We start from the raw sequence: 15089 nt of genomic DNA on the forward strand, positions 1-15089 counted from the left end.
CGAGGTGGCCGAACGGCACCCGTCGGACCTGCGGGTGCCGCGAGTCGACGCCGGGTCAGAGCGCGGCGGCGCCGCGGGAACGGAGCTGCTGGCTGTACTGCTGCAGGGCCCACAGCTCGCTCTGCACCGGGTGCTGCTCCTCGGCGGTGGCCCGGTCGCCGAGCCGGCGCAGGTGGGCGCGGACCTCGTCGATCCGGCGGTCCACGGCCTGCAGCCGCAGCTTGACCAGGAACTCCCCCGCGTACAGCTGGTCGGCCTTGCGGCGGGAGCGGATCGGCTCGACGGTCAGTTCGGTGACCAGGCCGCGCACCTGGTCGTCCGGACTGGCCTCGCGGACGGCGGCGGTGAAGTCGGGCAGGCTCGCGCCGTACGCGGTGCCGCCGACCTGGCCGATCGCGCGGCGGACGGCCCGATAGGGCGGGGTGGGGAACTCGTCCTCGCCGTACTGGTCGAAGGCCGGGCTGACCAGGTCGGGGTGCTGGAGGGCGAGCTTGAGCAGTTCGCGTTCGACGAACTGGGCCGGGTCGCGCGGGTTGAGCCGGAAGACCGGCCGCTCCGGGCGGACAGGCTGCGGGGCGGCGTCGGGGCGGCGCAGCGTGCGCTGCGGGCCGCTCTGCTGGTTCTCGCGCTGCCAGCGGGCCAGCTGGGCGATCCGGTTGACCACGAAGCGCTCGTCCAGGATGCCGACCATGCCGGCCAGTTGGACGGCGTACTCGTGCTGGATCGAGCGGTCCTTGATCTTGACGATGATCCCGGCGGCCTCCTCCAGGGCGGCGGCCCGGCCCTCCGCGGTGTCCACCCGGTGCCGGGCGACGGCGGAGCGGAGCGCGAACTCGAACAGTGGGACGGGGTTGTCCACCAGGGCGCGGACCGCCTCGTCGCCCTGGGCCAGGCGCAGTTCGCACGGGTCCATGCCGCCCGGGGTGATGGCGATGGAGGTGCGGGCGGCGAACTTCTGGTCGTCCTCGAAGGCGCGCAGGGCGGCCTTCTGACCGGCCGCGTCGCCGTCGAAGGTGAAGACCGTCTCGCCGCGGTAGCCCGCGGTGGAGGTGGTGTCCATCAGCAGCCGACGGATGATCTTGATGTGGTCCTCGCCGAAGGCGGTGCCGCAGGTGGCCACCGCCGTGGTGACGCCCGCCAGGTGGCAGGCCATCACGTCGGTGTAGCCCTCGACCACCACCGCCCGGCCGGACTTGGCGATCTCCTTGCGGGCCAGGTCGATGCCGTACAGGACGTTCGACTTCTTGTAGAGCGGCGTCTCGGGGGTGTTCAGGTACTTCGGGCCGTTGTCGTCCTCGCGCAGCCGGCGCGCGCCGAAGCCGACGACGTCGCCCGAGCTGTCCCGGATCGGCCAGACCAGGCGGCCCCGGAAGCGGTCAATCAGGCCGCCGCGCTGGCCCTGCGAGGCCAGGCCGCCGACCGAGATCTCCTTGTCGGTGAAGCCGCGACCGCGCAGGAAGCGCACCAGGTGCTCCCAGCCGACCGGGGCGTAGCCCACCCCGAAGTGCTTGGCGGCGGCCTCGTCGAAGCCCCGCTCGGCCAGGAAGCGACGGCCGATCTCCGCCTCGGGCGTGGCCAGTTGCTCCTGGAACCAGGCGGCGGCCACCTTGTGCGCCTCGACCAGCCTGGTCCGCTCGCCCTGCTGGTGGCGCGGGCTGTAGCCGCCCTCCTCGTAGCGCAGGGTGACGCCCGCCTGGGCGGCCATCCGCTCGACCGCCTCCGCGAACGAGCAGTGCTCGATCTTCATCAGGAAGGTGATCGTGTCGCCGGACTCGCCGCAGCCGAAGCAGTGGAAGACGCCCTTGCCCGGGTGCACGTAGAAGGACGCCGACTTCTCGTCGTGGAACGGGCAGACGCCCTTCAGCTGCGCGCCGCCACCGGCCGCCAGCTGCACGTAGTCGCCGACCACGGCGTCGATCGGCAGGGCGGCGCGCACCGCCTGCACATCCTCGTCCCTGATCCGACCGGCCACCCGGGAAGTCTACGGGAGCGGGACTGACACTCCGGGGCTCCCGTCCCGGGGCCGCCGGCCGGTCCCGGGCCTCCGGTCGGGGCCGGGCAGGGACTCCGGTCGGCGCGGGGCTCTCGGTCGGCTGAGGGCTTGCGGGCGGCTCAGGACTGCCGGGCGACCAGCTTCGCGTGCAGGGCGAGCGCGGAGGCGTCGGTGAGGGTGGCGATCTGGTCGATCACGCTGCGCAGCGCGGCCCGGTCGTCCTCGGCCTCCGCGTACTGGGCGGCGAACACCGGGTCCAGTCGGTGCGGGGCGTCGACCATCAGGGCGTCGGCCAGCTCGGCGATCACCACCCGCTGGCGGGAGCGGAGTTGGGCCTGCTCGGCGCGCTGCATCACGTACCGGACGGCGACCGCCTTGAGCACCGCGCACTCCAGCCGGACGCCGTACGGGACGACCAGCTCGGCGGCGTACCGGGTGAGCGGGCCGGGGCCGTAGCGGGCGCGGGTGGCCTGCTCGGCGGCCAGGCAGAAGCGGCCGATCAGCTGGCTGGTGAGGTCCTTCAGGCCGGCCCGGGCCCGGGCGGTGCCGTCGTAGTCGGCCGGCCACCAGTCCTCGGCCTGCAGGCGGTCGAGCGCCTCGCCGAACTCCTCCGGGCCGGCTCCGGGGACGAACCGCTCAGCGGTCTTGAACAGCTCGGCGCGCTCCTCCGGGGAGCGCAGCGCGGCCGGGTCGATGTGGCCGGCCTGCAGGCCGTCCTCCACGTCGTGGGTGGAGTACGCGACGTCGTCGGACCAGTCCATCACGGTGGCCTCGAAGCACTTGCGGCCGTCGGGCGCGCCGGTGCGCAGCCAGCGGAACACCGGCAGGTCGTCCCCGTACACGCCGTACTTGGTGGACCCGGGGTCGGCCGGGTGCTGCCCGCGCGGCCACGGGTACTTGGTCGCGGCGTCCAGCGCGGCGCGGGTCAGGTTCAGGCCGACGCTGCGGCCGGGCCACGGGGAGAGCCGGACCTCGGGCTCGTCCAGCGGGGCGAAGCGCTTGGGCTCCAGCCTGGTCAGGATGCGCAGCGACTGCGCGTTGCCCTCGAAGCCGCCGCAGGCCCGGGCGGCCTGGTCGAGCGCCTCCTCGCCGGTGTGGCCGAACGGCGGATGGCCGATGTCGTGGGCCAGGCAGGCGGTCTCCACCAAGTCCGGGTCGCAGCCGAGCGCGGCGCCCAGCTCGCGGCCGACCTGGGCGCACTCCAGCGAGTGCGTCAGCCGGGTGCGCGGGAAGTCGCTGCGCATCGGCGCCACCACCTGGGTCGTCCCGGCCAGCCGGCGCAGCGCGGCGGAGTGCAGCACCCGGGCGCGGTCCCGTTGGAAGGCGGTGCGGCCGGGCCGCTTGTCGGGCTCGGGCACCCAGCGCGCCTCGGACTGCGGATCGTACGGAGCGGTGTTCTTCATATACCAGTCACCGTACGCCGAATGACGGACATTCGGTCCTGCGCCGCGCGAACGGGAGCGCGAACGGGAAGTGGCGGGTGGCAGTACGGGCGGGCGGCGGTGTGGGCGGGCGGGCCGGTCGAAGTTTGCAGAGACTTCTCTGCAAAGGGGTCTATGCAGAGGCTTCTCTGCAACCTACTCTTGGCCCATGAACGAGCACCGCCCCGAAGACCCGTCCGCCGACCGCGCTCCCAGCCCCGCCGACGCACCGCGCCGGAAGCTGGACGCGGGTTCGCTGCGCGGGCTCGCCCACCCGCTGCGGATGCGGCTGCTGGACGAGCTGCGGATGAACGGGCCCGCCACCTCCGCCCGGCTGTCCGAGCGCACCGGCGAGTCCACCGGCACCATCAGCTGGCACCTGCGGCACCTCGCCGAGCACGGCTTCATCGAGGAGGAGTCCGGCCGCGGCACCAAGCGGGAGCGCTGGTGGCGCGCCGTGCCCGGCGCCATCGTGCTGGCCGCCACCGACTTCGACCAGGACCCGGGCTCGCGGGCCGCGCTCTCGGTGTACCAGGCCGAGAACCTCCGCCGTCAGTACCGGCGGGCCGCCGACTCGATGGCCGCCGAGTGGGAGGGCGAGTGGCGGGGCACCGGCACCGTCTCCGACTGGAGCAACCTCCGCCTGACGCCCGCCCAGCTCCAGGCACTCATCGACGACCTGGCCACCGTGGTCACCCGCCACACCCCCGACCCGGACGCCGCCCCCGATCCGGCGGCGCGACCGGTGATCGTCCAGATCCAGGCCCTGCCCCGAAAGGAATCCGACCGGTCATGAGCGCACCCGCCCCGGACGACCGCCCCACCGGCCGCCCCACCGGCCGCCCCACCGATCGATCCGCCGATCGATCCGCCGATCGACCCGCCGGCCTGTCCGTGCTCGACCCCGGTGTCGGCGACCGCACCGGTGGCGCGCCGGCCGGGCTGCTGCGGCGGCACCGCGACTTCCGGATGCTGTGGATCGGCGAGACCGCCAACAAGTACGGCTCCGCGGTCACCGGGCTGGCCCTGCCGCTGATCGCCGTCAGCACCCTGCACGCGAGCACCCTCCAGGTCAGCCTGCTCGGCGCCGCCGGCTGGCTGCCCTGGCTGCTGATCGGCCTGCCCGCCGGGGTGTGGGTGGACCGGCTGCGCTGCCGCCCGATCATGCTCGTCTCGACCGCGGCCTCGCTGCTGCTGTACGCCACCGTCCCGCTGGCCGCGCTCGCCGGGGCGCTGACGCTCTGGCACCTGCTGGCCGTCGCGCTGCTCGCCGGGGCCGCCGGGGTGTTCTTCCAGACCGCGTACACCGCGTACCTGCCGCAGCTGCTCGAACCCGCCGACCAGTCCGAGGGCAACGCCAAGCTGCACGGCAGCGCCTCGGCCGCGGGCATCGCCGGACTGGGCAGCGGCGGCCTGATCGCCCAGCTGGCCGGGCCGGTCAACGGGCTGCTGGCCAACACCGCGACGTTCCTGCTCTCGCTCTGGTGCACCCTCCGGATCGGCCACCGCGAGCCCCGCCGCGCCGAACGGCCCCGCCGGGCGCTGCGCCAGGAGATCGGCGAGGGGCTGCGGCTGCTCGCCTCCGACGTCTGGTTCCGCACCTTCGCGCTGTTCGGCGCCGCCTCCAACCTGGTGCTGACGGGCTACCAGTCGCTGCTGGTGGTCTTCCTGATCCGCGAGGTCGGCGTCAGCGAGGGCACCGTCGGCCTGCTGGTCGCGGTGGCCTCCACCGGCGGCATCGTCGGCGCGGCCGTCGCCCGCCGGATCGCGGCCCGGATCGGCACCTCGCGGGCCGTGCTGGTGCTGGAGCTCGTCCTGCCCGCGCTGACCGTCCTGATCCCGCTGACCGGCCGCGACACCGGGCTGGCCTGGTACCTGGTCGGCGGGTTCGGCGCCTCCTGCGGGGTCGTCGCCGGGAACGTCATCAAGGCCACCTTCCAACAGCGCTACTGCCCGCCGGAGCTGCTCGGCCGGCTCTCCGCCAGCAGCGCGGTGCTCAACTTCGGCTCCATCCCGCTCGGCGCGCTGCTGGCCGGCGTCCTGGGCACCCAGCTCGGCGTGCGGCCCGCGATGTGGCTGATGACCGTCGGCGTGCCGCTGGCCGCGCTGATCCTCTGGTGCTCGCCGATGCGCCGCGTCCGCGACCTGCCCACCGAGCGCCGCGCGCCGGTCGGCGGGAGCGGGAGCGGGAGCGAGATGACGCCGGTGCCTCCGGTGCCTCCGGCGGCGACGCGGGCCGGGCAGGTGCGGAAGGGCCGGGGGGCCGCAGGCGCAGCGGAGGCTCCTGCGCCGGGTGGCGCTGCGGGCGGCGCGGCGTGCGCGCTCGACGCGGGCTGAGGGTGACGGGCCGCAGGTGACCGGCCGGGGGCGACGGGCCCGGACGCGGTGGGCCGGCGGTGGCGGGCCGGCGGTGGCGGGGCTCAGCCGACCAGACGGAGGGGGCGGCTGACGCAGGACTGGTAGCGCTCCAGGACAAGCCGGGCCAGGGCCGGGTGGTCGCCGAGCGGAGCGGAGGTCAGGGCGCCGCCGGCCGCGGCGGCCAGTCGGGCGAAGTCTCCCGGTGCGGTGAAGTAGGAGGCGACGGCGACCCGCGGGTGGCCCTCGGCGGTGAGTTCGGCGACGCGGGCGGCCACGCTGGGGCCGCCCGCCGCCACGTACCCGGGCCGGACGGTGACGCCCAGGTGGTCCGAGAGCAGCCCGGCCTGGGTCTCGGTGTCCCGGGCGGCGTCCTGGTCGCGGGAGCCGGAGGCGGCGAGGACCACGGGCTCCCCGCGCCACCCGGCCGACGCCAGGCGGTCGGCCAGGGCCGCGGTGAGCAGCGGGTCCGGGCCGAGCGGCGGGGCGCACTCCCCCGCCAGGTGCGGTGCGGCGGACAGCACCCGGGGGATGTCCGCCTTGCTGTGGTAGCCGCGGCTGAGCAGCAGCGGCACCAGGACCACCCGGCCGCTCAGCTCGTCCAGCACCTCGGGCAGCAGCGGGTCGTTCAGGCCGAGGTGGCCGAGCCGGATGTCCAGCTCCGGTCGGGCCCGTCGCAGCCGGGCGTGCAGCCGGCCGAGTTCGGCGGACGCGGCCGGGTCGTGCGAGCCGTGCGCCACCAGCACCAGGGCCGGGCGGCGGGCCGCGTGCAGCACCCGCAGCGGGGCGGTGCGGCCGGAGAGTGGAGTGGTGGTCATACCACCACCTTGCCGGACCCCTGTTTCGCTCGGGTTGCCCACCTGTCACGGGTGCTTTCCCCTGCGCTCACCCGGCCGGTCCGCGCGGGTGAGCGCGGGTGAGCGCGGCCCGACCGCCGGTGGCCGGTAGCCGTGGGTCCGCACGGATCAGCGCCGCCCGGATGGGACTCGACGGCCCGGGCCCCGGACGCTGCGGCCGGGCGGGGAGGGCAACCGGCGGTCGGCGACGGTGCGGCAGGAGCCGCGTCCGGTCACCGGCCGTCGTCGCCTGGTTCACCCGCCGTGGCGGGTGCGCCGGTCCCGACGGACGGGCGGGCCGCTTCGCCGTACTCCTGGAGGAGCATCAGCGCCTCCCGGTGGGCCAGCGGGTCGCCCGCCTCGGCGGCCCGGCGGTACCACTCCGCGGCGGGCTGCGGCCGACGGCGCTCGGCGAGCATCCGGGCCGCCGCGAGCAGGGCGTCCCGGTCGCCCTCGTCCGCCGCCCGCCCGTACCAGGCGAGCGCGTCGTCGACCCGGCCCCGGCTCTCCAGCATCTCGGCGGCCTCCCGGACGGCCGGGCGGTCGCCGTCGTCGGCGAACCGCTGCACCCAGGCGATGGCCCGGTCGCCGCAGGTCGCGCCGGACAGCATCCGGGCCGCCTCGCGCAGCCGCTCCGGCTCCGGGCGGTCGGTGGAGCGCAGCAGCAGGCTCGCCTCGAAGAACCGGCCGGCCTCCTTGAGCAGTTCCACCGCCTCGTCCAGCGTTGCCGGGCCGGGCCGGACGGCGGGGGCGTCCACCGGGACGTCCCCGGGAGTGCCCGGTCCCGGTCCGGACGGGCTCGCACCGCGGGCGGCCGGTACCCGGGGCGGAGCCGGGTCGGCGGGCGCCTGCGGCTGCGGCGGCTCGAACCGTCCGAGGCCGGGTGCGAGCGGGGCCGCGGCGGTGGGAGCGGGCAGGACGGGGCGGCCGCCCGCCGCGAGCGCGGACCGGTACCAGCCGGCGGACTCCCGGAGACGGCCCAGTTCGCCCAGCAGCCGGGCGAGTTCGCGCATCGCGTAGACGTCGCCGCGGGCGGCGGCGCGTTCGTACCAGCGGACGGCGCGGGTGCGGTCGCCGTGCCGCTCCAGCAGATCGGCGCCCTGGAAGAGGGCGGTCTCGCTGCCCGCTTCGGCCGCCTTCCGGTACCAGTCGAGCGCGCCGTCCGGGTCGCCGGCCCGCTCGCACCGCTCGGCGCGTTCGCGCAGCGCCTGCGGGTCGCCGATGTGCGCGTACCAGGGGAGGTTGCCGTACTGGCCGTGCCGGGCGAGCAGGGCCGCGGCCTCGTGCCAGGCGGTCTCGTCGCCGGACGCCGCCGCGCGCTCGTACCAGGCGGCGGCTTCGTCGATCCGGCCGGCGGCCTCCAGCGTGCGGGCCGCCTCGTGCACGCCGGCGGCCGTTCCCAGGGCCCAGGCGCGTTCCCACCAGGCGACCGCCCGGTCGATCCGGTCGGCGGCGGCGCAGAGCCTGGCGCCGTCGGCGGCCGCCTCGGGGTGCCCGTCGGCCGCCGCCCGTTCGAACCACTCCAACGCCTCGTCGGTGCGGCCGAGTTCGGCGAGCAGGCGGCCGGCCCGGTGGCGGGCGGTGGGGTGACCGGCCCGGGCAGCCGCCTCGAAGCGGTGCAGCGCCGGTGCGATCTCGCCGTGCCGACCGAGCAGTTCGGCGCCGCGGCAGTGGGCGTCGACGTCCCCGTGCTGGGCGGCCCGGTCGTACCAGTCGACGGCCTGGGCGAACCGGCCGTCCCGCTCCAGCAGTTCCGCCGCCCGGACGGCGGCTTCCGGCACTCCCCGGTCGGCGGCGGCGCCGTACCAGTCGGCCGCTTCGGCGGTGCGGCCCGCCTCGGCGAGCAGGGCGGCGCCGATCGAGAGCGCGGTCGGGTCCCCCGATTCGGCGGCCGAGGCGCAGAGGCCGACCGCGATCCGGGTGAGGCCCCGGGTCGCCGCCGAGCGCGCGAGGGCGGACCGGTCGGCGGGGTGGGCGTACCTGGCCAGGCCCTCCCACAGCCCGGCCGGGACGGTGCGCCCCTCCCGTTCGGGCCGCAGCTGCCGCACCAGTGCCTCGGCGATCCGCACCTCGTGGCCGCCCGCAGTCCGGAGCGCCTCCGCCGCGCGGGCCGCCGCGGCGCCGTACGGTGCCCGACCGGCGGCGGGTCGACCGTCACCGGTGCGGCTGCCCGCGGGTCGGCCGGCGGTCAGCAGGGCGCCCGTCCCGGGGACCGCCTTGCGCAGGTAGGCCAGCCCGTCGGCCACCCAGCCGGGACGCAGGGCGCTGAGCTCGCGGGACGTCAGGTAGTGCGGGGCGGACGCGGCCAGCAGCGCCGCCGGGAGGACCGGGCGGTGGCCGAGGCGCACCGCGTCCAGCGCCGCGTCGACGACGGCCCGGGCGGCGGGCGGGGCCGAGCGGTAGCGGTTCACCAGCCGCGCCCCGGCCGGTACGGGGCCGCTACTCACGGCCCGGCGGGCGCCGCTGCCGACTGTGACGGCCGCCGTGGACCGGACGCGGCGGCCCGCGACCTCGGCGCCCCGGACGGTCACCGACCGCCGGACGGACGGGCACGGCGCGCCGACGGCCGGCTCGGGCGGCTGGCGGTCGTTGCGCTGCCGGGGGAGTTGGGCGTGGAGGCGGTCGGCCTCCAGCAGGGCGGACCAGTGGCGGACCGACCGCACCGGCCGACCCGCGGCGCGGGCCAACTCCCCGGCCACCGCGGCGAGTCGGTCCGCCTCGCGGGGCACCGAGCGTCCGGACAGCCAGCCGCGCAGGGTGGAGGGGCTGATCCCGCCGGTGCGGGCGAGCCGTTCCTGGGTGATCGTCCGGCCGCCGGTCCGGCGGGCCTCGTCCCAGAGCGGCAGGAGTTCGCGCAGCACCGCGGAGCGGGTCGCCCGGCCCCTCACCTGCACGTCTGTTGTCATGCCAGCTCCCGGCCGGACTCGGACCGGATCTTCGAATCCGTTCCCCTGCGTGCAGGGTACGCACTCCCCCACCCCCTCGTACCGACTTCTCCTCGAATCACGTTCCGGATCGGCGGTCCCGCCCCGCGCGGGCCCGCCGCCTGGTAGAGGGCGCCCGGCCGGGCCCGGTGCCGGGCGGGACCGGACCGGGACCGGGCGCTCTCACAGTCGGCGCCCGGTGCCGCTGAGGGCGAAGTTCCGGCGGTGAAACAGCGCGGCACCGGTCGGGAAACACCCTCCGCACATGCTCGGTGGCACGACAGCGACCGGGCTCCGGGCCACCGGCGGCCCGCCCGGTCGGGGCCTCCGGCGGGACCGGAGGCGTGCCGCGCCCCGGACCGACGGCGGTCCGGTCGGCGCCCGGTCGGCCCGCCAGCTCCGGCTCCCACCGTCCGGAGCGCGACCTCGGAGGGACTTCCCGATGACCACCACCAAGCCCACACTGCTCCTGGTCGGCTACGGCATGGTCGGCCACCGCTTCCTGGAAGCCCTGGCCGACACCGGGGCGGCCGCCCGCTACCGGGTCGTCGTCCTCGCCGAGGAGCCCCGGCCCGCCTACGACCGGGTCGGCCTGACCTCGTACTTCTCCGGCCGGAGCGCGGACGACCTGCTGCTCGCCGAGGAGGGCTTCACCGATCGGCACGGGTTCGAGGTGCACCTCTCCTCCCCCGCCGTCTCACTCGACCCGGCGGCCCGGACCGTCACCACGGCCGCCGGGCGCACCCTCCCGTACGACACCCTGGTGTTGGCCACCGGCTCCTACCCCTTCGTCCCCCCGGTGGACGGCCGGGACGCCGAGGGGTGCTTCGTCTACCGCACCATCGAGGACCTGCAGGCGATCGAGTCCTACGCGGCCGGGGCCCGGGTCGGCGCGGTGGTCGGCGGCGGGCTGCTCGGGCTGGAGGCCGCCGGGGCGCTGCGAGGCCTCGGCCTGGAGACCCACGTGGTGGAGTTCGCGCCGCGCCTGATGCCCGTCCAGGTCGACGAGGCGGGCGGCGCGGCGCTGCGCCGGACCATCGAGTCGATGGGCGTGGTGGTGCACACCGGCATCGGCACCAAGGCGATCACCGTCGCCGAGGGGCGCGCGGTCGGCATGTCCTTCACCGACGACTCCGAGCTGGCGACCGACCTGGTGGTGTTCTCCGCCGGTGTCCGCCCCCGCGACCAGCTGGCCCGCGAGGCCGGGCTGACGGTCGGTGAGCGCGGCGGCATCGCGATCGACGAGCACTGCCGCACCTCCGACCCGCACGTCTTCGCGATCGGCGAGTGCGCCCTCGCGGTGGACGGCCGGGTGTACGGCCTGGTCGCCCCCGGCTACGAGATGGCCGTCGCAATGGCCCGACAGCTCGCCGAGCAGGCCCCGCAGCCGTTCACCGGCGCGGACCTCTCCACCAAGCTCAAGCTGCTCGGCGTCGACGTGGCCAGCTTCGGCGACGCCTTCGGCCGCACGCCCGGCTCGCTCGACGTGGTCTACTCCGACTCCCGCTCCGGCGTCTACAAGAAGCTGGTGGTGACCGGCGAGGGGGCGCTGCTCGGCGGCATCCTGGTCGGTGACGCCTCGGCCTACGCCACGCTCCGCCCGCTGGCGGGTACCGGACGTCCGCTGCCCGTCCCCGCCGAGTCGCTGGTGCTGCCGGCCGGCGCGGACACCGCGGTCTCGCTGGGCGGCTCCGCGCTGCCCGACGACGCGGTGGTCTGCAGCTGCAACAACGTCACCAAGGGCACGATCCGGGCCGCCGTCACGGACCACCGGTGCACCACCGTCCCCGAGGTGAAGAAATGCACCCGGGCGGGCACCAACTGCGGCTCCTGCGTGAAGCTGCTCGGCACGATCGTCGCGGACGAGCTGGCGGCGAGCGGCGTCGAGGTCGACCGGGGCCTGTGCCCGTGCTTCGCCCACACCCGTGCCGAGCTCTACGAGATCGTCCGGGTCAAGCGGATCGCCACGCACCGCCGGCTGCTCGCCGAGCACGGCCGGGTGCCGGAGGGCGCGGAGGGCTGCGAGGTCTGCAAGCCGACGGTGGCCTCGATCATCGCCTCGCTGGCGCCGGAGCTGGATGCCTCCGGGCACATCCTGGACGGCGAGCAGGGCGCTCTGCAGGACACCAACGACCACTTCCTGGCGAACCTGCAGAAGAACGGCTCCTACTCGGTGGTGCCGCGCATCCCCGGCGGCGAGATCACCCCCGACCGGCTGATCGTGATCGGCGAGGTGGCCAAGGAGTTCGGCCTCTACACCAAGATCACCGGTGGTCAGCGGATCGACCTGTTCGGCGCCAGCGTGGACCAGCTGCCGATGATCTGGAGCCGACTGGTCGCGGCGGGCTTCGAGTCCGGCCACGCGTACGGGAAGTCGCTGCGCACCGTGAAGTCCTGCGTCGGCTCCACCTGGTGCCGCTACGGCGTGCAGGACTCGGTCGCCATGGCGATCCGGCTGGAGCTGCGCTACCGGGGCTGCGCTCGCCGCACAAGCTCAAGTCCGCGGTCTCAGGCTGCGCCCGCGAGTGCGCGGAGGCCCGCGGCAAGGACTTCGGCGTCATCGCCACCACCAACGGCTGGAACCTGTACGTCGGCGGCAACGGCGGCGCCACGCCCCGGCACGCCGACCTGCTCGCCCAGGACCTGGACGACGAGCAGTTGGTCCGCCTGATCGACCGGTTCCTGATGTTCTACATCCGCACCGCCGACCGGCTGGAGCGCACCTCCACCTGGCTGGAGCGGATCGAGGGCGGCCTGGAGCACGTCCGCGAGGTGGTGGTCGAGGACTCGCTGGGCATCGCCGACGAGTTGGAGGCGCTGATGGCCCGGCACATCGGCGACTACCAGGACGAGTGGGCGGCGACCCTGGCCGACCCCGACCGGATGCGCCGGTTCGTCTCCTTCGTCAACGCCCCCGGGGTACCCGACCCGAGCATCCGCTTCGTCCCCGAGCGCGACCAGGTCAAGCCCGACCTGGCGCTGCTGGCCACCGAGGAGCAGCTGCTCGCCGCCCTCGACCGCGACCGCGCTCCGTTCCCGTCCGCCCGCATCCTGGAGGAAGCCCGATGACCGCCACCGCCTCTGCCACCCGGGTCGAACTGCGGTCCGCCGCGGGTTGGTCGCCGGTCTGCGACCGGGATCTGCTGGTCCCCGGCCGCGGCGTCGCCGTCCTGCTGCCGGACGGCCACCAGGCCGCCGTGTTCCGCGACGGCAGCGACCGGCTCTACGCCGTCGACAACCGCGACCCGTTCACCGGCGCGTACGTCCTCTCCCGGGGTCTGCTGGGCTCCACCGCGGACGGCCGGGTCTACGTGGCCTCGCCGCTGCTCAAGCAACGCTTCGACCTGCTGACCGGGGAGTGCCTGGACGACGAGGGCGTCCGGGTCGCCGTCCACGCCGTCCGCTCCGCCTGACCCGGCGGCGCGCACCCGGCCGGCGGGCCGTCCCGGCTGCCGCCGCACTGTCCGCGGCCGCCCGCGCCGCCCGGCTGGCCCCTCCCGGACCGGACCGACCCCTCCCGACCGGCCCCGGCCCCCGTCGTCCCGCCGACGGGGGCCGGGGTCAGTGCTGCTGCCGGAGCGCCGCCAGGACGGCGGCGGCCATGCCCTGCTGCCCCTGGGCGTTCGGATGGACCGGTGCCAGGCCCCGGTCGGCGGCGAGGGGCTCGATCCAGCGGGTGCCCGCGGCCTCGCACATGTCGTGGCCGGCGGAGGAGGCGTAGGTGTCGACGAAGCCCACCCCGGCGGCCTCGGCCCGCTGCCGGAGCATGCCGTTCAACTCCTGCTCCTGCTCGGTGACGAAGCCGAGGTCGGCGCCCGCGATGCCGCTGCCCAGGGTCTCGGCGCAGCGGGCCGGGTCCTGCGGCAGCAGGGCCGGGTACCCGACGAGCAGCACCTCGGCCTGCGGGGCCCGCCGCTTGATCTCGCCGAGGGCCGCGGTGAGCCGCTCGCCGGTGGCGGTCATCTTCCGCTGGACCTCGCCCCGCCCGGTGCCGGTCGTGTAGTACGCCCGGCACGGCGCGGCGTCGCCCTGCCCTGTCAGGCTGTGCCGGACGTTCTCGACCGCGCAGCGGCCCAGGACGTCGAGGAAGCCGGCGTCGTTGCCGCCGATCCCGAGCGTGACCAGTCGGGTGGCCGCGCTGAGCGCGTCCAGTTGCGGCGGGTTGGTGCCGTCGTCGGTCCGCTGGACGGCCGTCAGGTCTCCGGTGCGGGCTCCGCTGCAGCTGACGTCGGTGAAGTCCGCGATGCCGAGCTGCCGGGCCACCAGCGAGGGGTAGTTGGCGCCCGAGCGGCCGCAGCCCTGCGGGGACCCGCCCTGGGGCGGGATTCGCAGGCCGGAGGTGTAGGAGTCCCCGAGGGCCGCGTACGGCCCGGTGACGGGGGTGGCGGAGGGAGTCGGGGACGAGGAGGTCGGGGCCGCGGGGGTCGCCGAGGCCCGGTCGGGCCCGGGGGTCGGGAGGGCCGCCCCGGCACCGCACCCGGCCGTGCCGAGCAGGACGGCACCGATCAGGGCAGCACGGACCGGGGCCGCCGCGGCGGCCGTCCTCCGGCGGCGCACCTACTCGGCGCCGCGCTCGTGCTCGGCCAGGAACTCCTCGAACCTCCGGCCGAGTTCGTCCGCCGAGGGGAGGTCGCTGGCCTCGGCGAGCAGGCTCTCCCGACCGACGGCGCCGGAGACCGCGTCGTACTGGCCCTCCATGCCCTGGATCGCCGAGCGCAGTTCGCCGTCGCCCTGGGAGAGCTGGTCCTCGATCTCGGCGTAGACCTCGTTGACCCGGGCGCGCAGCTCGCTGCCGGGCAGGACCAGGCCGGTGGCGGACTGGACGGCCTCCAGGATCGTCACCGCGGCGGCCGGGTAGGTCGAGCGGGCGATGTAGTGCGGGACGTGGGCCGCGAGGCCCAGCACGTCGTGCCCGGCCTGGGTGAGCCGGTACTCGACCAGCGCCTGGGCGCTGCCGGGCACCTGGGCCTGGTCGAACCACTTGGGGTGGCCGGCCGCCAGGTCGACCCGGTTGCCGTGCGGGGTGAGGCCGACCGGGCGGGTGTGCGGGACGCCCATCGGGATGCCGTGGAAGGAGAGGGCGAGGCGGATCTCGAACCGCTCCACCAGGTCGCCGACGGCGGCCGCGAACAGCTCCCACTCGGTGTCCGGTTCGGGGCCGGAGAGCACCAGGAAGGGCGCGCCCACCGAGTCCCGCGCCAGCTGGAGCAGGATCTCCGGCGGGTCGTAGTCCGTCCAGCTCTCGCGGTCGAAGGTCATCGCGGGGCGGCGGGCCCGGTAGTCGACCAGCCGGTCGTGGTCGAACCTGGCCACCACCTGCGGGGATCCCTGCTCCAGCAGGTGCGCCACGACCTGGCCGCCCGCCTCGCCGGCGTCCATGAAGCCCTCGAAGTGGTACAGCAGCACCAGGCCGGTGCCGGCCTCCGCGGCGGCGCGGGCCGCGGCCAGGGCCGTCACGCCCTGCGGCTCCAGCTCGTACAGCTCCTTGGGATCACGCACGGCGCATCCATCCCCGTTCCGTCTCGTCGTCTCGGAATGCTTTCGGACCTGATCTGTCCAG

General features: G+C 75.8%; 9 protein-coding genes and 1 pseudogene. 4 read left to right on the forward strand and 6 right to left on the reverse strand.

Going from position 1 to position 15089, the window contains the following annotated elements; translation table 11 throughout:
- Nucleotides 1–55: 55 nt before the first annotated feature.
- Both dnaG and QMQ26_RS11595 read right to left on the reverse strand, forming a co-directional pair.
- The gene (gene dnaG, locus QMQ26_RS11590; RefSeq protein WP_282205653.1) at nucleotides 56–1972 is read right to left on the reverse strand and encodes a DNA primase; all 1917 of its coding nucleotides are present in this window, start codon (nucleotides 1970–1972) and stop codon (nucleotides 56–58) included.
- Between the two features lie 140 nt (nucleotides 1973–2112).
- A complete protein-coding gene (locus QMQ26_RS11595) occupies nucleotides 2113–3396 on the reverse strand; it encodes a deoxyguanosinetriphosphate triphosphohydrolase (protein WP_100836062.1) in 1284 nt (427 codons plus the stop codon).
- A gap of 187 nt (nucleotides 3397–3583) precedes the next feature.
- On the opposite strand from QMQ26_RS11595, the gene QMQ26_RS11600 reads away from it, so the two are divergent.
- Together QMQ26_RS11600 and QMQ26_RS11605 are read left to right on the forward strand one after the other, a co-directional pair.
- Nucleotides 3584–4210 (forward strand): winged helix-turn-helix domain-containing protein, encoded by a 627-nt coding sequence (locus tag QMQ26_RS11600; RefSeq protein WP_282205654.1) that lies wholly within the window; start codon nucleotides 3584–3586, stop codon nucleotides 4208–4210.
- A 173-nt stretch (nucleotides 4211–4383) separates the two neighbouring features.
- Nucleotides 4384–5751 (forward strand): MFS transporter, encoded by a 1368-nt coding sequence (locus tag QMQ26_RS11605; RefSeq protein ID WP_282206495.1) that lies wholly within the window; start codon nucleotides 4384–4386, stop codon nucleotides 5749–5751.
- 83 nt (nucleotides 5752–5834) lie between these two features.
- Here the strand turns inward: QMQ26_RS11605 and QMQ26_RS11610 are convergent, their stop codons facing one another.
- Nucleotides 5835–6587: a sirohydrochlorin chelatase gene (locus tag QMQ26_RS11610; protein WP_282205655.1), complete on the reverse strand. Its 753-nt coding sequence runs from the start codon at nucleotides 6585–6587 to the stop codon at nucleotides 5835–5837.
- A 251-nt stretch (nucleotides 6588–6838) separates the two neighbouring features.
- Complete coding sequence (locus tag QMQ26_RS11615) at nucleotides 6839–9511, reverse strand: hypothetical protein (RefSeq protein WP_282205656.1); 2673 nt, start codon at nucleotides 9509–9511, stop codon at nucleotides 6839–6841.
- A gap of 460 nt (nucleotides 9512–9971) precedes the next feature.
- Here QMQ26_RS11615 and nirB point away from each other — a divergent pair.
- Nucleotides 9972–12598 (forward strand): annotated as a pseudogene (nirB, locus tag QMQ26_RS11620) (nitrite reductase large subunit NirB).
- Entirely contained in the window at nucleotides 12595–12942 is a 348-nt protein-coding gene (gene nirD, locus QMQ26_RS11625) for a nitrite reductase small subunit NirD (RefSeq protein ID WP_282205657.1), read from the forward strand. Before nirB ends, nirD begins: the two are co-directional and overlap by 4 nt.
- Before the next feature lie 148 nt (nucleotides 12943–13090).
- On the opposite strand, the gene QMQ26_RS11630 is transcribed toward nirD, so the two are convergent.
- Both QMQ26_RS11630 and QMQ26_RS11635 read right to left on the reverse strand, forming a co-directional pair.
- Complete coding sequence (locus tag QMQ26_RS11630) at nucleotides 13091–14086, reverse strand: SGNH/GDSL hydrolase family protein (protein WP_282205658.1); 996 nt, start codon at nucleotides 14084–14086, stop codon at nucleotides 13091–13093.
- Entirely contained in the window at nucleotides 14087–15028 is a 942-nt protein-coding gene (locus QMQ26_RS11635; protein WP_282205659.1) for a PAC2 family protein, read from the reverse strand.
- Nucleotides 15029–15089: the final 61 nt, after the last annotated feature.

This window comes from Kitasatospora fiedleri (assembly GCF_948472415.1).
GTDB classification, from domain to species: domain Bacteria; phylum Actinomycetota; class Actinomycetes; order Streptomycetales; family Streptomycetaceae; genus Kitasatospora; species Kitasatospora fiedleri.